Below are 17,183 nucleotides of genomic sequence, written 5' to 3' on the forward strand. Positions count from 1 at the left end.
TTCAGGCTCCCATCTCGACGCGCCAGGAATCGGCATAGATGTTGATGCCGGCCGGGTCGAACCGCACCTTCGGATCGGCCGGAACTGTCTCGTCCTCGCCGATGACGGCGGCGATCTCGCGCCCTTCGAGATTGGCACGGACCACCTTGTGGCGGCCGACGTCCTCGACCTTGCTGACCCGGACGGCCATGCCTTGGCTGCCCAGGCGCACATATTCGGGACGGATGCCGAGCTCGATGGCGCCGCCGCCCGCCTTGGGCACGCCCGGCAGTTCGATCTGCTGCGAGCCCAGCTTCGCGGTCTTGCCGTCGATCGCCACCGGCATGACATTCATGCCGGGCGAGCCGATGAAATAGCCGACAAAGGTGTGGCGCGGGCGCTCGAACAGCTCCGCCGGTGTGCCGATCTGCACGATTTCGCCGTCATACATGACGACCACCCTGTCGGCGAAGGTCAACGCCTCGGTCTGGTCGTGCGTGACATAGACCATGGTGTAGCCGAAGCGGCGGTGAAGCTGCTTCAACTGCGAGCGCAGCACCCATTTCATATGCGGGTCGATGACGGTCAAAGGTTCGTCGAACAGGATGGCATTGACGTCGGACCGCACCAGCCCGCGTCCGAGCGAGATTTTCTGCTTCTGGTCGGCGGTCAGTCCGCGCGCCTTTCGTTTGGCCATGTCGGCCAGCCCGGTCATCTCCAGCGTCTCGCGCACCTTGCGGTCGACGTCGGCCTCCGGCACGCCGCGATTGCGCAGCGGGAATGCCAGATTGTCGTAGACGGTCATCGTGTCGTAGATCACCGGGAACTGGAAGACCTGGGCAATGTTGCGCTCTTGGGTCGACAGATTGGTCACGTCCCTGCCGTTGAACAGCAGCTGGCCATGCGAGGGATGCAGCAATCCCGAAATGATGTTGAGCAGCGTGGTCTTGCCGCAGCCGGACGGGCCGAGCAGGGCATAAGCACCGCCATCCTCGAACGTGTGGTGCACTTCCTTCAGCGCGAAATCGGCATCCGTGCGCGGGTTCTGCAGATAGGAGTGGCGGATATGATTGACGTCGATGCGCGCCATCGCTTCCTCCTAAGCCGCCAGCTTCGGCGCGGCCACGGCGCGGCCGTGCTCGTCGAAGACCATGATGTGGCGCGGGTCGATGAACACCTCGACTTCCTCGTCCGGCTCGAAGTCGCGAATGCCGTGGGTCAGCATGACCCAGCGGGCATCGGCAAAATCGAGATGGATGAAGCTTTCCGATCCCGTGATCTCGGTGATCGTCACCTTTGCGCGCACCGGCACTGCGGCGGCGTTGGGCCGATCGAGGGAAAGATGATGGGGCTGGAAGCCGATCGTATAGATCGCATCGGCAATGCCGAAGAGCTCGGCCGGCACCGGCAATTTCACGCCTCCCTCGAGCAGGAAATCCAGGCTCTTCTTGGCAAGCACGATGGTGTTGAGCGGCGGATCGGCGAAGGTTCTCGCCGTCACCAGATCGACCGGCTTGCGGAACACTTCGATGGTCGGCCCGAACTGGGTGATGCTGCCCTCGGAAAGCGTCGCCGTGTTGCCGCCGAGCAGCAAGGCCTCGTGCGGCTCGGTCGTGGCATAAACGAAGATTGTGCCGGCGGCCGCGAAGACTTTCGGCAGTTCCGCGCGTAATTCTTCGCGCAGCTTGTAGTCGAGATTGGCAAGCGGCTCGTCGAGCAGCACGAGGCTGGCATTCTTGACGATGGCGCGGGCCAGCGCGGTGCGCTGCTGCTGGCCGCCCGACAGACTGAGAGGCGTCCGATCGAGATAGGGCGTGAGTTTGAGAAGGGCGGCGGCATTGCGCACCTCCCTGTCGATCGTTGCCTGATCCGTGCCGGCCACCCGCAGCGGCGAGGCGATGTTCTCGTAGACCGTCATCGCCGGATAATTGATGAATTGCTGGTAGACCATGGCGACGTTGCGCTTTTGCACCGGCATGCCGGTGACATCCTTGCCATCGAACCAGACCGAGCCGGAGGTCGGCACGTCGAGGCCCGCCATCAGCCGCATCAGGCTGGTCTTGCCGGAGAGCGTCGGCCCGAGCAGGACGTTGAGCGAGCCGTGCTGAAGCGTCATTGAGACGTCGCGGATATGTTCCGCCGCACCCACCGTCTTCGTCACGTTTCTCAGTTCAAGCATGATGCCTCCTCCCAGGCTTTCTGCATCAGTCGGCCGTCCCTATTCGGCAGCCGCTACGTGCTGCCGGCTTATTCCGCGCATGAACTCGTCGAGCACTGCCGCCTGCTCACGGCTGAGACGCAGGCCGCGCTTGGTCCGGCGCCACAATACATCCTCGGCAGTCATCGCCCATTCGTTTTCGACGAGGTAGCGCACCTCGGCTTCGTAGAGATCGGCGCCGAAGTTGCGGCCAAGATCGACGTTCGACTTAGCGAGGCCCAGCAGCTTCCTTGTGCGGGTGCCGTAGAGCCGGGTCAACCGGCGGGCCAGCCGCGCATCGAGGAACGGGTATGCCGTTTTCAGTTTCGCCACCTCGGCATCGAAGCCGGTGACGGGAAAGTCACCGCCGGGCAGCGGCGCGTTTGCCGTCCATGGCTTCCCGCGCTTGCCGAGAAAACCCTCGATCTTCTCAAGCATTGATTCCGACAATCGGCGGTAGGTCGTGATCTTGCCGCCAAAGGCGTTGACGATCGGGGCGGCACCCTCGCCTCCATCGGCCTTCAGCACATAGTCTCGGGTAGCTTCCTGCGCCTTTGAGGCGCCATCGTCGTAGAGCGGCCGCACCGCGGAATAGGTCCAGACAATATCCGACGGCTTGACCGGCTGCGCGAAATATTCGCTTGCCGCAGCGCAGAGATAGTCGATCTCGGCGTCACTGATCCTGACGTTGTGCGGATCGCCGGGATAGTCCCGATCGGTGGTGCCGATGAGCGTGAATTCGTCCTCGTAAGGGATGGCGAAAATGATGCGCCCGTCCTTGTTCTGAAAGAAATATGCGCGTGGGTCGTCGAATTTCTTGCCAACGACGATGTGGCTGCCTTGTACGAGGCGGACATTGTGCACGTCGTTCAAGCCCACGGTGGCCGACAGCACCTGATCGACCCACGGGCCGGCGGCATTGACCAGCAGCCGCGCCTTGACCTCCTCGGTATCGCCGGTCCGCACATTTTCAAGCCTGACCGTCCAGAGATTGCCTTCGCGGCGTGCGCTGACGACCTTTGTTCGGGTTCGAATGGTTGCGCCGCGCTCGGCAGCGTCACGGGCGTTCAACACAACCAGCCGGGCATCGTTGACCCAACCGTCCGAATATTCGAACGCCTTTCGAAACAGCGGCTTCAGCGGCTTGCCGGCCGGATCCTTGGCCATGTCCAGCGTTTTCGTCGGCGGCAGCAATTTGCGCCCGCCAATATGGTCGTAGAGGAAAAGCCCGAGCCGGATCAGCCAGGCCGGACGCAGCCCCTTGGCGTATGGCAGCACGAAGCGCATCGGCCAGATGATGTGCGGCGCGTTCCTCCACAGGACCTCGCGTTCCATCAGCGCTTCGCGTACCAGGCGGAATTCGTAGAATTCGAGATAGCGCAAGCCGCCATGGATCAGTTTAGTTGAGCCGGAAGAGGTCCCGCTGGCCAGATCGTTCATCTCGGCAAGAAAGACCGAAAAGCCACGTCCAACAGCATCGCGGGCGATGCCGCAGCCATTGATGCCGCCACCGATGACGAAAATGTCATGAATCGGTGATGCGCTCAAAGAATCCTCCCTCGATTTCGCATTGCAGCATTTTTGGGATCTTGCGAAACCGTAGCGGAATTATTTCGAAATGATAACGAATGTCAAACGAAATATATTGGGCGGAAGATGCCGCGACGGCATCTCTAGGAGAGCGACGTTTCGATCAGCTGAACTTCTGCCTCCTGGCAGATCTTACGCACCGACGGGATGTCGCAACGATCGGTGATAAAGGTGTTGACCTGCGACAGATGGCCGATGCGGACGGGCGCGGTTCGCTCGAATTTGGTCTGGTCCGACACCAGGATCACATGCCGGGCGTTGGCGATGATCGCCTGGGCCACCTTCACCTCGCGAAAATCGAAGTCGAGCAGTGCGCCGTCATGGTCGATGGCCGAGGCGCCGATCACCGCAAAATCAACTTTGAACTGCCTGATGAAATCGACCGCCGCCTCGCCGACCACACCGCCGTCGGAACCGCGCACGACACCGCCGGCGATCACCACCTCGATCGAAGGATATATGCGCATCCTGTTGGCGACATTGATGTTATTGGTGATGACCATCAGGCCGCTGTGATCGAGCAGCGACTTGCTGACAGCTTCCGTCGTTGTCCCGATATTGATGAACAGAGACGCGTTGTCAGGGATCAGCCGGGCTGCTGCGCGACCGATCGCCTCCTTCTCCTCGGCGGCGATCTTACGCCGAGCCTCATATTCCATGTTCTCGATGCCGGACGGGAATAACGCCCCGCCATGGATGCGGGACAAAAGCCGCTGGTCGCAGAGATCGTTGAGATCCTTGCGGATCGTTTGCGGCGTCACGTTGAAATGCGTCGCCAACTCCTCGACCAGTACGCGGCCATGGTCCTTGGCCATCTGGATGATTTCGGAATGACGCGGCGACAGATACATCTAGCAACCTCTCATTTTCGTTTTTCTCGTCTATAGCTGAAAACGAAAGCCATGAACAGGTATGAGCCGGCTAATGAAAATCGGGCGACTGCAGAGAGAAAAGCTCCGGCGCTATCTCGACGAGGCTATCAACTCAGGCCCCGCGCGATCTCAGTGATGACCTCGAAAGCAGTGTCGACGTCCGCCGCAGTCGTTTCGAACTGCCCGACCTGAAACCGGATCGCCACCTGCCCGTCCACCCGGGTCTGCGTCAGGTAGATGCGGCCGTCATCGTTGATCGCGCTGACCAGTCGCAAATTGTGCTCGTCAAGGTCGATTCCCGCAGCCGCGAGATGGCGGAATGAGAATAGCGACAGCATCGGTTCCGTGACGATCTCGAAATCCGGTTCCCGAGCCAGCCGCGCGGCGAGGCTCTCGCTCCAGGCGACATGGTTGCGGATCATGTTCCGCAGATTTTCCAAGCCATGCGCACGCAGCAGGAACCAAAGTTTCAGCGCGCGGAATCTTCGGCCGAGCGGCACCGACCATTCGGAGTAGTTGATGACCCCGTCGCGGCCATGCGTCTTGAGGAATTCGGGCTTGATCGCCAGCGTGCGCACGAGGTCTTCCGGCTGGCGGATGAATTGCATCGAGCAATCGAACTGTGCGCCTAGCCATTTGTGCGGATTGAAGACGATCGAATCCGCATGTTCGGCGCCGGCCCAGAAATGCCGGAACTCGGGGCAGATCATGGCGGAGCCGGCCCATGCGGCATCGACATGCAGGTAGAGCCCGTGCCGCTTCGCCACCGCGGCAACAGCCGCGACATCGTCGGTGCCGCCGGTACTGGTGCCGCCGACGCTGGCGATAATGCCGGCCGGCAGCATGCCGTTTTCGCGGTCGGCGACGATCGCCGCTTCCAGAGCCGCCGTCTCCATAGCGCGGAAGCGTCCCGCGACCGGAATGCGCACGAGGTTCGCCTCCCCGATGCCCGACACCCAGATCGCCCGGTCGATGGACGTATGGACTTGGTCGGAAGAATAGACCCGCACCACCGACTGGCCTTGCAGGCCGCTCTTGTTGCCTTGCCAGTCGAGCGCGCGCTCGCGCATGGTCAGCACGGCGGCAAGCGTCGCCGATGAAGCCGAATCCTGCATGACGCCGGAAAATCCCTCCGGCAAACCAAGCGCCTGCCGCATCCAGTCGACGACCCGCGTCTCGAGCTCGGTTGCCGCCGGCGAGGTCTGCCAGAGCATGCATTGCGCAGCCATCGCGGAAACCAGATACTCGGCCACGACGGAGACCGGTGCCGCATTGGCGGGGAAATAGGCGAAGAAACGCGGATGCTGCCAGTGCGTCATGCCTGGCAGGATCTTTTGCTTGAAATCGGCGAAAATTGCCTGCATCGTTTCACCGTCTTCCGGCGGCGCGGCATCGATGCTTTTGAAGATTTCGCCGGGCTCGACAAGCGGCCGCACCGGTCTCTCCCGAAGGCTGTTTCTGTAGTCGACGCCCCATTCAGCCGCTCGCAGCGACCATTCGCGGAATTCGTCGCTATTCATCTTCGCCTCCGTAGCGCCTCATCGAGCCGCCATCAAAGAGCACGAAAAACGTAGGTTTTCATTCGGGAAAATCAGGCAAACTGGCAAAGGCGGTCTTCAGCGCGTTCGACCAGCTATCCGAGATCGTGCGATAATATTGATCGTCCTGGGTTATTCGCTTTTTGAGGCCGACCTTGAAAGTGTCCTTTTCATAGAACAGCAGGTCGAGCGGCAGGCCGACCGACAGGTTCGACTTCAGCGTCGAGTCGAACGACACCAGCAGCAACTTCACCGTCTCGGCGAAACTCATCGTCTTTTCATAAGCGCGGATAATGATCGGCTTGCCGTATTTGGTCTCACCGATCTGGAAGAACGGCGTGTCGTCGGTGGATTCGATGAAATTGCCTTCCGGATAGATCATGAACAGGCGCGGCGCGCTGCCCTTGATCTGACCGCCGAGGATGAAGGAGGCGTTGAAGTAGGAATCCGCCTTTTCGCCAGCCGGCGACGAGCTGGCGATGACCTCCTTGACGGTGTCTCCGACCAACCGCACTGTCTGGTACATGGAAGGCGTTTCGAGCAGCGTGGCACGGCGCTCCGCCACGGCCTTGGTGCGTTCGTCGAGCAGGCTGACCACGGCCTGGGTCGTCGCCAGATTGCCGGCCGACATCAAAACAATGACGCGCTCGCCCGGCTCTTCCCAGACATGCATCTTCCTGAAGGTCGAGATCGAATCCATGCCGGCATTGGTGCGCGTGTCCGACATGAACACGAGCCCGCGATCGATCTTCAGGCCGACGCAATAGGTCATCGAATCTCTTTGGCAACAATCTTGCCGGGGATTACTGCTCCACGGTGACGGTGACCGCAAGCTGTTCTTCCGCCTGTCCCTGCCGAATTCCCGACACCGGCGTGGCGTCGCGATAGTCGCGGCCGGTCGCCACCTTCACATAACGCTCGTCGGGAGAAATGCCGTTGGCGACATCGAAGGCGACCCAGCCGAGGCCCGAGACATGCGCTTCTGCCCAGGCATGGCTTGCCGCTTGCTCGATCGCTGCATCCATCATCAGATAACCGCTGATATAGCGCGCCGGGAAATCCATGGCACGCGCCGCGGCAACGAAGATATGGCTGTGGTCCTGGCAAACGCCGGTCTTGAGCGCCAGGGCCTCTTCGGCCGGCGTCGTCGCGTTGGTGGTGCCGGGTATATAAGCGACACGCTCGCCGATTACGGCCATTAGCCGGTGCAGCCTCTCAATGTCGGTGCCCTTGCCCACCGAGGCAGCAAGCTCACGAATGCCGCTGCCGATCGTCGTCAGCGGCGTTTCCTGGCCGAACAGCCAGAGCGGCGCGAAACCCTGGTGCGGTCCGCAGACGCCGGCAGTGTCGCGCGTCACCACTTCGCCGGCAGCTTCGACGGTGATGAAGTCGCGCTCGCCCTCGACGCTCAACAGCCGGGTATCATTGCCGAAATGGTCGGTGAAACGCACTTCCTCGCGTGCGCCTTCAATCTTCAGCGCCCAGGACAGTACCGTCTGGGTGCGCCCGTTCACCGGGAGCAGCCGCAAACGCTGCAACAAATAATGCACCGGCGCATCGTAGCGGTATTCGGTCCGGTGGGTGATCTTCAGCCGCATCGCACTCGTCCCTGGAGCATGAGCTTTTCCGAAAACCGGTCTCCGCTTTTTGGGGTCATGCTCAATAGAACCTGTAATCCTGCGCGATCTCGTCGCCGAGCCTCGTGTTGTCGCGGATGAAATTGGCCAGGAATTCATGCAGGCCGGCGTCGAAAATATCCTTGATCGACCCGGCCGTCAGCATGGCCTGGGTCTTGGCAGCCGTTGCATGACAGGCGTGGCGCTCCCCATAATCGTCACCGAGGAATTTGAGATGCTCCGTCAGGAAGCGGTAGCAAAAGGTCAGCGAGCGCGGCATGCGGACGTTGAGGATCAGATAATCGGCGATGTTGCTCGGTTTGTAGTCGGCATCATAGACCCAGCGATAGGAACGGTGCGCCGACACCGAGCGCAAGATCGATTCCCACTGGTAGTTGTCGAGCGTCGAGCCGACCCAGGAGATCGACGGCAACAGCACGTAGTATTTCACATCCAGGATGCGCGCGGTGTTGTCGGCGCGTTCGACATACGTGCCGAGCTGCGAAAAATCGAAAATCTCGTTGCGCAGCATCGTACCGTAGAACGATCCGCGAATCAGCGCCGTCTCGCGTTTGATTGCGTCGAGCGCGTTGGGCAGGTCGCGCTCGTCGATCGGCTTGGCCAGCATCCGCTTCAGCGACATCCAGGCTTCGTTGATGCTTTCCCAGGTTTCACGCGTCAGTGCGGTACGCACCATGCGGGCATTGTTACGGGCCGTTTCGATAGACGACATCGTGCTCGACGGGTTCGATGTATCGCGCAGCAGATAATCGGCGACATTGGCGGCGGTGTAGTCAGAATATTTCTGCGTGAAGGTGGTGTCCGAACCGGCGCTGAGCAGCACCGAATTCCACTCCTCCGAAGCGTTCTGAGTTCGAGTCAGCGCCATGCGCAGGCCGGCATCCACCAGCCGCGCCATGTTTTCCGCCCGCTCGATATAGCGGTTCATCCAGTAAAGCCCGTTGGCGGTGCGGCCGAGAAGCATGTCAGGCGGTCCTGCGGTGAATAGTGAATGGTGAATAGTGAATGGTGACTGTCCAGATTCCAGGGCACGATGCCGCGTGCTTCACTTCGGGGTATTTCACCAACATCAACGACACATACCCTTATCTATTCACTATTCACTCACTCTAATCGTCCAACACCCACGTATCCTTCGTGCCGCCGCCTTGCGAGGAATTGACGACTAGCGAGCCTTCCTTGAGCGCTACTCGGGTCAGCCCGCCGGGCACGATCTGAATACGGTCGGAAACCAGAACATAGGGGCGCAGATCGACATGGCGCGGCGCCAGCCCCTTGTCCGTCAGGATCGGGCAGGTCGACAGTGCCAGCGTCGGCTGGGCGATGTAGTTCGACGGTTTTGCCGCGAGCTTTTTGGAAAACTCCTCGCATTCCTTCTTAGTCGCCGCCGGACCGACCAGCATGCCGTAACCGCCGGACCCATGGACTTCCTTGATCACCAATTCGTCGATGTGTTCGAGCACGTATTTCAGGCTGTCCGGCTCCGAGCAGCGCCAGGTCGGGATGTTGCCGAGCATCGCCTTGCGGCCGGTGTAGAATTCGACGATCTCGGGCATGTAGGAATAGATCGCCTTGTCGTCGGCGATGCCGGTTCCCGGCGCATTGGCGATCGTGATATTGCCGGCGCGGTAGACGTCCATAATGCCCGGCACGCCAAGTGCCGAGTCGGGGCGAAAGGTCAGCGGATCGAGAAACGAATCGTCGACACGCCGGTAGAGTACATCGATCTGCTTGTAGCCCTCGGTCGTGCGCATCGCGACATGGCCATCGACGACGCGCAGATCCTGTCCTTCAACAAGCTGCACGCCCATCTGGTCGGCAAGGAAGGCATGTTCGAAATAGGCTGAGTTGAAGCTGCCCGGCGTCAGCACGGCAATGGTCGGCGCGCCCTTGGTGCTTTGCGGCCGCACTGCCGCCAGCGACTGGCGCAAGAGCTGCGGATAATTCTCCACCGGCCGGACCTTGATCTGCTGGAACAGCTCGGGAAAGAGCTGCATCATCGTCTCTCGGTTCTCCAGCATGTAAGAGACGCCGGACGGCGTGCGCGCATTGTCCTCCAGCACGTAGAACTCGTTCTCGCTGATGCGCACGATGTCGACGCCGATGATGTGGGTATAGACGCCGGCCGGCGGCCGCACCCCAATCATCTCGGGCAGGAACGCCTCGTTCCTGGCGATCAACTCCTTCGGCACGCGGCCGGCGCGCAAGATCTCCTGGCGATGGTAGATGTCGTCGAGAAAGGCGTTCAGCGCCTGGACGCGCTGCTCGATGCCTTGCGTTAGCCGTCGCCATTCATTGCCCGAAATGATGCGCGGAACGATATCGAAGGGTATCAGCCGCTCCGATGCTTCCTGCTCGCCATAGACGGCGAAAGTGATGCCTGTCTTGCGAAAGACGCGTTCGGCGTCCTGCATCTTCTCGGTAAGCCTGGCCGGGTCCTGTTCCTTCAGCCAGCGATCGTAAGCCGAATACGGTTTTCTCAGCCCGGAAACTTCCGGAAGCATTTCGTCGAACGCTGCCAATCGCATACTCCCCTGTGGCGCCATTTCACTGGCCTCGCTGGAGAAAATCAAGCGCAATCGGTGATTTGTTGGGCGCCGGCGATCAGTATATCGCTCTTGCCTAAAATTAAGGCAGCACCAATAGGGCCTTGATCAGGCTTTGCCTGGTGTCCGGGCAGATGCCGGATGCGGATCAAAACGCGCGAAAGGTGACGACCGTAAACGTGTCCTTGATGCCGGGAAGAATCTGCACTTTCTCGTTGACGAAGTGGCCGATGTCTTCCTCGTCGTCGACATAGAATTTGGCGAGCAGGTCATAGTTTCCGGCTGTCGAGTAGATTTCCGAAGCAATCTCGGCATCGGCCAAAGCGCTGGCAACGTCGTAGGCCTTGCCCAGATCGCACTTTATTTGCACGAAAAATGCCTTCATTGCCTGGTCCTGCTCACATCGCACGCTCTAGGTATAATCGAGCGGCCCTTGTGGCAGACTGCCGTTCGCCTTTCAAGCATCGGCAATCGCTCCGGCTGTTCTCGCCTCGACAATGCGTCTCGGTCTGGACACGGACTGCCACGCCGAATGTTTGCGCTCGGCTGAAACCCTGAAGCACTGCAAAGCGTATGGTATCATGTACCTTCAGGCAGCGATTTCTCAGGGACAACGGAGAAAGGCCATGCGCGGCGCGTTTTTCGCATTCGCAGTCGTTCCATTCATTTTCGCATCCCAGGCCTTTGCTGGCGACGCCGAAGTCAAAGCGGCGCAGACGGTCATCGATGGGCAGTTGAGGGCCTTCATCGCCAATGACGGAATGACGGCCTACAGCTTTGCCGCACCGAATGTGAAACGCATCTTTCCGACGGTCGATACCTTCATGAACATGGTGACAAAAGGCTATCCGCCGGTGCGCCAACCGCAGACCTACTCCTTCGGCAAGGTTCGCGAGACGAGCCCGACCTCGATCGTCCAGCAGGTGCTGATCGTCGGCCCGGATGGCATGGACTATGAGGCGGTCTACACGCTCGAACTACAGCCTGACGGCAGCTTTCGGATCACCGGCTGCAGCCTGCGAGCGTCCACGTCGCTCAGCACCTGAGACCGGCTGACTTCAATAGCGTGCTCTGCCTCCCGAGATGTCAAACACCGCTCCAGTGTTGAAACTGCTGGCGTCGGAGCAGAGCCACAACACCAACGCCGCTACCTCATGTACCGACCCGAGCCGTTTCAGGGGACTGGCGTCGATCATGTTGCTGACGACTTCATTTCCGAGACGCCTGATAAGATCTGTATCGATTGGGCCGGGCGCGACGCAATTGACGCGGATGTCGGTGTCGCAAACTTCCCGCGAGAGGGCTTTGGTGAAAGCGATGACGCCTGCGCTGGCCGCCGAATAGGCCGCAAGGTTCGGCAATCCTTCCTTGCCCGCGAGCGACCCCATGTTGACGATGCGGCCACTGCCTGCCCTTCGCATGACTGGCAAAACCTGGTGTGTAGACTCGAACATGCCGATGAGATTCACGCGGATAATGCGCTGCCACTCGGCCGGGTCGAAGGCTTCGAAGCCGAGGTAAGGTCCAAGATAGCCCGCATTGTTGACGAGAATGTCGATCCGTCCGGCCTTGGCGACAATCTCGGTCAGGGCCTTTCTTACGTCGCCCGCCTTGGCTACGTCGACCATCTGACTATGAGTCCCGTCTGCCGGTATAGGATCGGTATCCCATATCCACACGTCGGCTCCTGCCTGTGCCAATTTCGTGGCCACGGCCCTGCCGATGCCTCTTGCACCGCCTGTTACGATCGCGGTCTTGCCACCAAAGTCGTATGTCACGGTCATGACACGCCCTCTGCGTGACACTGCGCCCCGCGAACCAGTCGGTCAATCATGCTGGCAAGGCATTGCTCAAAGGGCTGGAATATCGCCTCGCGCCCAGCCCTCAGAAATTTCCGCCGCGCGCGCTTCGAAGGTGCCGGCTTCGATGGCGGCACGAATGTCCTGCATCAGCTTTTGATAGTAGGAAAGATTGTTCCAGGTCAGGAGCATCGCCCCAAGCGCCTCTTGCGAGCGCACCAGATGGTGCAAATAGGCGCGCGAATAGTCGCGTGCGGCCGGGCAGTCGCTTTCCTCATCGAGCGGGCGCAGATCGTCGGCATGGCGGGCGTTGCGCAGATTGACTTTGCCGCGCCGTGTATAAGCAAGGCCATGGCGCCCTGCTCGCGTCGGCATCACGCAGTCGAACATGTCGATACCGCGCGCCACCGACTTCAAGATATCGTCCGGCGTGCCGACGCCCATCAGGTAGCGCGGCCGGTCAGCCGGCAGCTCCGGGCAAGTGATGTCGAGCATCTCCAGCATCACCGCTTGCGGCTCGCCGACAGCCAGCCCGCCGATCGCATAGCCCTTCAGCTCCATTGCCTTCAGCGCCTGCGCCGAGCGCAGCCGCAAATCAGGCACGTCGCCGCCTTGCACAATTCCGAACATCGCCTTGCCGGGCTGCTCGCCGAATGCCGTCTTGCAACGCTCGGCCCAGCGCAGCGACAACTCCATGGCACGCTCGATCTCGTTCTGCTTGGCCGGCAGCGCTGTGCATTCGTCGAGCTGCATCTGGATGTCGGAATCGAGCAACCCCTGGATCTCGATGGAACGCTCCGGCGACATCTCGTAGGCGCCGCCGTCGATATGCGAGCGAAAGGTCACGCCGTTCTCGGTCAGTTTCCGCAGCTTCGACAGCGACATCACCTGGAAGCCGCCGCTGTCGGTCAGGATCGGATACGGCCAGCGGGCGAATTCATGCAGGCCGCCGAGCCGCGCCACGCGCTCTGCGCCGGGTCTCAGCATCAGGTGGTAGGTATTGCCGAGGATGATGTCCGAGCCGACGCCGCGCACCTGATCCATATACATGGCCTTCACCGTGCCGCCCGTGCCGACCGGCATGAAGGCGGGCGTGCGGATTTCCCCGCTCGGCATGGTGATTGCGCCACGCCGCGCCCTGCCGTCGGTCGCCAGCACGTTAAAGGTGAATGCGGCAGTCATTGAATTCCCTAGCCATCGAACTCCTTGTCGAATACCGGCGCATCTGGAGCCTGCTTGTCGAGTGATTGCCGGTAGCGGATGCAGCCGCGCATGAATTTTGGCCACGGCGGCACGGCAATCGCCGGCTCCGTCTTTTCGGGCAAAAGCGACCACAGGTCGGGATGATGCCAGCACAGATCATGGCCGGTGGCGTCGCGGTGTTGGCGGATGCCGGCGCGCAGTTTCCTGACCTCGGCGATCAAGGCTTCGCGGTCGAAGGTTTCCAGGTCATCGTCCATCATTATCCTCCCTGAACAGAAGACTTGCGTCTCCATAGGAATAGAACCTGTAGCGGTTCTCGATGGCATGCGCATAGGCCGCGCGCATCGTCTGCAAACCGCAGAAGGCCGAAACCAGCATGAACAGCGTCGAACGCGGCAGATGGAAATTGGTCATCAGCATATCGGCGGTCTTGAAGCGATAGCCGGGGGTGATGAAGATGTCGGTCGGGCCCGACCACGCGGCCAGCCTGCCGTCATCGCCAGCCGCGCTCTCCAACAAGCGCAACGATGTCGTGCCGACGGCGATAATGCGCCCTCCTTTTGCCTTCGCCGCATTCAGCGACTCGGCGGTCTCGGGGCTGACCGAACCGGTTTCGGCGTGCATCTTGTGGTCGGCGGTGTCGTCCGCCTTCACCGGCAAAAAAGTGCCGGCGCCGACATGCAGCGTGACGAAACGGCGCTCTATGCCCTTGGGGTCGAGCGTCGCAAACAGCTCCGGCGTGAAATGCAGCCCTGCCGTCGGCGCGGCGACGGCACCGTCCTCCCTCGCATAAATGGTCTGGTAATCGCTGCGGTCGCGTTCGTCGTCGTCACGCTTGGAGGCGATGTAGGGCGGCAGCGGAATGTGGCCGACGGCGTGCAGCGCCTCGTCGAGGAACGGACCTGACAGGTCGAAGCCGAGCAGCGCCTCGCCACCTTCTCCCTTCTCGATCACGGTCGCGTCGAGTTGGCCGAGAAAGCAGGAATTGGCGTCATGGCCGAAATGGACGCGATCGCCGGCGGAGATGCGCTTGCCGGGACGCATGAAGGCGAGCCAGCGGTCGGGCGCCATCCGCATATGCAGCGTGGCTTCGACCTGCGCCGCCGCCTCCCCGCGCCGCCTGATGCCCTTCAGTTGCGCCGGAATGACCTTGGTGTCGTTGAAGACCAGCACATCACCGGCCTTGAGCAGGCCCGGCAGGTCGCGCACCGTCCGGTCCTCGAGCCCCTCACCCGGCCTGACCACCAGCATCCTGGCACTGTCGCGCGGCTCGGCTGGGCGAAGCGCGATGCGCTCCTCCGGCAGATCGAAGTCGAAAAGGTCGACGCGCAAGGAATCCCCGCCTCAAGGTTCCGGGCAGTTCACCGCCCAGGCGCCAACACCGTCTATACTCAATGTGCCGCCCATCGCGAAACTGGACTGCTCGCTGGCTTTGACCAGCCGCAACTTGGCGACGATCGAGCTGATGCCTTCGTCGGTGAGGTCGATAAGCATACGCTCGTCGTCTTCGAATGCCTGTCCAACGATGACTTTCGTTGAGCCTGGCTGTCCGTCCGTGGTCCATGTCTTGCCGCCGGCATCCAGCCACACACGCGCCACAGCAATGACGGCCGTGTGTCCCATCAAAACGTCGATCGATGCCGCGCCGCCGTCGGCGCTGCAAACGATCGATTCCGTCGCCAGCGCCGGTGTGGCCGCCGCGACGAGGACAAATGCGATGGCCGCGACAGCCCGGCCGGTCATTTCACGTCGGCCGCGACCTTGAGCGACACGATCTTGTCGGGATCCTGCACCGGTTCGCCGCGCTTGATCTTGTCGACATTGTCCATGCCTTCGATAACCTGGCCCCATACAGTGTACTGGCGGTTGAGGAAGGCGGCGTCGTCGAAGCAGATGAAGAACTGCGAATTGGCCGAGTTCGGGTTCTGCGAGCGCGCCATCGAGCAGGTACCGCGGCCGTGGTTGGCGTTGGAGAACTCCGCCTTCAGATCGGGCTTGTCGGAACCGCCAGTGCCGGCGCGCGACGGCGCGAAAGACGGCTTGTTGGAATTGCCGAACTTGACGTCGCCGGTCTGCGCCATGAAGCCGTCGATGACGCGGTGGAAGACCACGCCGTCATAGGCGCCTTCGCGCGCCAGCTCCTTGATACGGCCGACATGGCCGGGCGCCAGGTCTGGAAACAATTCGATGACGACCTTGCCCTTGGTCGTGTCCATGATAAGCGCGTTCTCGCGGTCCTTGATTTCGGCCATGTCAGAAATATCCTTTTGAACAATTGGGGTTACTTGCCGTCGGCGGCGATACGCACCTTGATCATGCGATCGGGGTCGGTCACCGTCCCGTTCTGCGCCGCTTCGCCTTTCTTGATGTGGTCCACCAGCTCCATGCCGCTGACGACATTGCCAACGATGGTGTACTGGCCATCGAGCGGCGGTGCCGGCGCGAACATGATGAAGAATTGCGAATTGGCGGAATTCGGATCGTCGGAGCGGGCCATGCCGACCACGCCGCGCTGGTAGTGCTCGGTGCTGGAGAATTCGGCCGGCAGGTCGGGAAGATCGGAGCCGCCGGTGCCGACGGCGTCGGCATTGAAGCCGCTCTTCATGTTGCCGAACTTGACATCGCCGGTCTGCGCCATGAAGCCGTCGATGACGCGGTGAAAGGCGACGTTGTCGTAGGCGCCCTGGCGCACCAGCTTTTTGATCTGCGCGACGTGCTTCGGCGCAAGGTCGGGCCTCAGCGCGATGGTCACGTCACCGTCCTTCAACGTTACGATCATGGTGTTTTCCGGATCGGCGGCAAAGGCCGAGACGGATGCGGTCACAAGACCGGCGAGCACGGCAAGCAAGAAGGCAAGCTTTTTCAGCTGCATGGGATCTTTCTCCGAATATCTTCGTTCATGCATGGCGTTACCCAAAGCCGGGTTCCACTTTTGGGTGACATGCATTTATTTCGCGAATTTGGCGGTGAGCGCGCCGGCCACGGCCGCCGGCACGAAGGGGCGGATGTCGCCTCCCATCGAAGCTATCTGGCGTACAAGTGTGGCGGTAATGGTGCGCACTGAAGGGCTGGCCGGCAGGAAAACCGTCTGCAGCTCCGGCGCCATGGTCTCGTTCATGCCGGCCATCTGCATCTCGTAGTCGAGATCGGTACCGTCACGCAGGCCGCGGATCATGATCGACGCGCCATGCTTCCTGGCCGCGTCGATGACCAGCCCGTCGAAGGCGACAACCTTGATGCGCGCACCGTCGCTGCCGAATTCTGCCTTCGTTGCCGTTTCGATCAGATCGACCCGTTCCTCGAAGGAAAACAACGGCTTCTTGCCGGGATGGATGCCGATCGCCGCATAGATGGTGTCCGCCACGGCCAGCGACGCCTTCAGCACGTCGAGATGGCCGTTGGTCAGCGGGTCGAAAGAGCCGGCATAGAGGGCGATGCGTTCGGTCATGGCAGGTGCTTCTAGCGAGCCTCTCCCCTAAAGGCAAATCCGATCGGCAGGCCCTCCCCATGAACCTTTTGGCCGACGTGAACGACAGATGAATGTGCCGCTCACAACGGCTTCACGCAGTGTTCACTAAGTTGCAGCTGCAGAAGATGAAACCAAACACCCATCTAATCGTTGTTAGGCGCAGGAGAACACGCACATGCTGATCTACATGCTCGCCACCGCAATGACCGTCGCCATGCTGATCGCTACCGTATTCGGGTTGCATCAGGAAGCACAGCGCGTCCGCGCCAAGGCCAATACCAAGCGGTTCGAAGGCTTCGGCAACCGCAAGCCTTATCGCCACTTTTAGATTGCGGGGGTTTCTTCACAGCGCC

General features: G+C 61.0%; 20 protein-coding genes. 2 read left to right on the forward strand and 18 right to left on the reverse strand.

Annotated features, from left to right (window positions below):
* Position 1: 1 nt before the first annotated feature.
* The 10 genes from NKH21_RS11415 to NKH21_RS11460 form a co-directional block, all read right to left on the reverse strand.
* Entirely contained in the window at positions 2-1,069 is a 1,068-nt protein-coding gene (locus NKH21_RS11415) for an ABC transporter ATP-binding protein (protein WP_352455722.1), read from the reverse strand.
* A 9-nt stretch (positions 1,070-1,078) separates the two neighbouring features.
* Complete coding sequence (locus NKH21_RS11420) at positions 1,079-2,158, reverse strand: ABC transporter ATP-binding protein (protein ID WP_352666556.1); 1,080 nt, start codon at positions 2,156-2,158, stop codon at positions 1,079-1,081.
* Positions 2,159-2,197: 39 nt separating this feature from the next.
* Positions 2,198-3,724, reverse strand: coding sequence for a glycerol-3-phosphate dehydrogenase (gene glpD / locus NKH21_RS11425; protein ID WP_352666554.1), 1,527 nt, complete (start codon positions 3,722-3,724; stop codon positions 2,198-2,200).
* 125 nt (positions 3,725-3,849) lie between these two features.
* Positions 3,850-4,617 (reverse strand): DeoR/GlpR family DNA-binding transcription regulator, encoded by a 768-nt coding sequence (locus tag NKH21_RS11430; RefSeq protein WP_023674889.1) that lies wholly within the window; start codon positions 4,615-4,617, stop codon positions 3,850-3,852.
* A 128-nt stretch (positions 4,618-4,745) separates the two neighbouring features.
* The gene (locus NKH21_RS11435; RefSeq protein ID WP_352666552.1) at positions 4,746-6,158 is read right to left on the reverse strand and encodes a pyridoxal phosphate-dependent decarboxylase family protein; all 1,413 of its coding nucleotides are present in this window, start codon (positions 6,156-6,158) and stop codon (positions 4,746-4,748) included.
* 58 nt (positions 6,159-6,216) lie between these two features.
* Positions 6,217-6,948: a proteasome-type protease gene (locus NKH21_RS11440; protein WP_352448780.1), complete on the reverse strand. Its 732-nt coding sequence runs from the start codon at positions 6,946-6,948 to the stop codon at positions 6,217-6,219.
* 31 nt (positions 6,949-6,979) lie between these two features.
* Positions 6,980-7,774 carry a transglutaminase family protein gene (locus NKH21_RS11445; protein WP_352666549.1) on the reverse strand — a complete coding sequence of 265 codons (795 nt, stop codon included), beginning with the start codon at positions 7,772-7,774 and terminating at the stop codon, positions 6,980-6,982.
* A 61-nt stretch (positions 7,775-7,835) separates the two neighbouring features.
* Positions 7,836-8,777 carry an alpha-E domain-containing protein gene (locus NKH21_RS11450; protein ID WP_352666548.1) on the reverse strand — a complete coding sequence of 314 codons (942 nt, stop codon included), beginning with the start codon at positions 8,775-8,777 and terminating at the stop codon, positions 7,836-7,838.
* A gap of 145 nt (positions 8,778-8,922) precedes the next feature.
* A complete protein-coding gene (locus tag NKH21_RS11455) occupies positions 8,923-10,335 on the reverse strand; it encodes a circularly permuted type 2 ATP-grasp protein (RefSeq protein WP_352666547.1) in 1,413 nt (470 codons plus the stop codon).
* Positions 10,336-10,507: 172 nt separating this feature from the next.
* A complete protein-coding gene (locus NKH21_RS11460) occupies positions 10,508-10,744 on the reverse strand; it encodes an Lrp/AsnC ligand binding domain-containing protein (RefSeq protein ID WP_023674883.1) in 237 nt (78 codons plus the stop codon).
* Positions 10,745-10,985: 241 nt separating this feature from the next.
* On the opposite strand from NKH21_RS11460, the gene NKH21_RS11465 reads away from it, so the two are divergent.
* On the forward strand, positions 10,986-11,405 hold the full coding sequence (locus NKH21_RS11465) for a DUF4864 domain-containing protein (RefSeq protein WP_352666546.1): 420 nt from the start codon (positions 10,986-10,988) through the stop codon (positions 11,403-11,405).
* Positions 11,406-11,417: 12 nt separating this feature from the next.
* Here NKH21_RS11465 and NKH21_RS11470 read toward each other — a convergent pair whose 3' ends face one another.
* From NKH21_RS11470 to coaD, 8 genes are all read right to left on the reverse strand, one after another.
* Positions 11,418-12,143 (reverse strand): SDR family NAD(P)-dependent oxidoreductase, encoded by a 726-nt coding sequence (locus tag NKH21_RS11470; protein WP_352666544.1) that lies wholly within the window; start codon positions 12,141-12,143, stop codon positions 11,418-11,420.
* Between the two features lie 66 nt (positions 12,144-12,209).
* Positions 12,210-13,340 carry a tRNA guanosine(34) transglycosylase Tgt gene (gene tgt, locus NKH21_RS11475; protein WP_352666542.1) on the reverse strand — a complete coding sequence of 377 codons (1,131 nt, stop codon included), beginning with the start codon at positions 13,338-13,340 and terminating at the stop codon, positions 12,210-12,212.
* An 8-nt stretch (positions 13,341-13,348) separates the two neighbouring features.
* Positions 13,349-13,618, reverse strand: a complete 270-nt coding sequence (locus NKH21_RS11480; RefSeq protein ID WP_352448773.1) for a hypothetical protein — start codon at positions 13,616-13,618, stop codon at positions 13,349-13,351.
* Positions 13,608-14,693: a tRNA preQ1(34) S-adenosylmethionine ribosyltransferase-isomerase QueA gene (gene queA / locus NKH21_RS11485; RefSeq protein WP_352666541.1), complete on the reverse strand. Its 1,086-nt coding sequence runs from the start codon at positions 14,691-14,693 to the stop codon at positions 13,608-13,610. Before queA ends, NKH21_RS11480 begins: the two co-directional genes overlap by 11 nt.
* Positions 14,694-14,705: 12 nt before the next feature.
* The gene (locus NKH21_RS11490) at positions 14,706-15,104 is read right to left on the reverse strand and encodes a hypothetical protein (RefSeq protein WP_352666539.1); all 399 of its coding nucleotides are present in this window, start codon (positions 15,102-15,104) and stop codon (positions 14,706-14,708) included.
* Positions 15,101-15,613 carry a peptidylprolyl isomerase gene (locus NKH21_RS11495; RefSeq protein ID WP_254817363.1) on the reverse strand — a complete coding sequence of 171 codons (513 nt, stop codon included), beginning with the start codon at positions 15,611-15,613 and terminating at the stop codon, positions 15,101-15,103. Before NKH21_RS11495 ends, NKH21_RS11490 begins: the two co-directional genes overlap by 4 nt.
* A 29-nt stretch (positions 15,614-15,642) precedes the next feature.
* A complete protein-coding gene (locus NKH21_RS11500; RefSeq protein ID WP_352491575.1) occupies positions 15,643-16,233 on the reverse strand; it encodes a peptidylprolyl isomerase in 591 nt (196 codons plus the stop codon).
* A gap of 75 nt (positions 16,234-16,308) precedes the next feature.
* Positions 16,309-16,809 (reverse strand): pantetheine-phosphate adenylyltransferase, encoded by a 501-nt coding sequence (coaD, locus tag NKH21_RS11505; RefSeq protein ID WP_352666537.1) that lies wholly within the window; start codon positions 16,807-16,809, stop codon positions 16,309-16,311.
* A 196-nt stretch (positions 16,810-17,005) separates the two neighbouring features.
* On the opposite strand from coaD, the gene NKH21_RS11510 reads away from it, so the two are divergent.
* Entirely contained in the window at positions 17,006-17,158 is a 153-nt protein-coding gene (locus NKH21_RS11510) for a hypothetical protein (RefSeq protein ID WP_254817366.1), read from the forward strand.
* The last annotated feature ends 25 nt before the right edge of the window (positions 17,159-17,183 follow it).

The organism is Mesorhizobium sp. M1329, from assembly GCF_040318035.1.
Classification (GTDB): domain Bacteria; phylum Pseudomonadota; class Alphaproteobacteria; order Rhizobiales; family Rhizobiaceae; genus Mesorhizobium.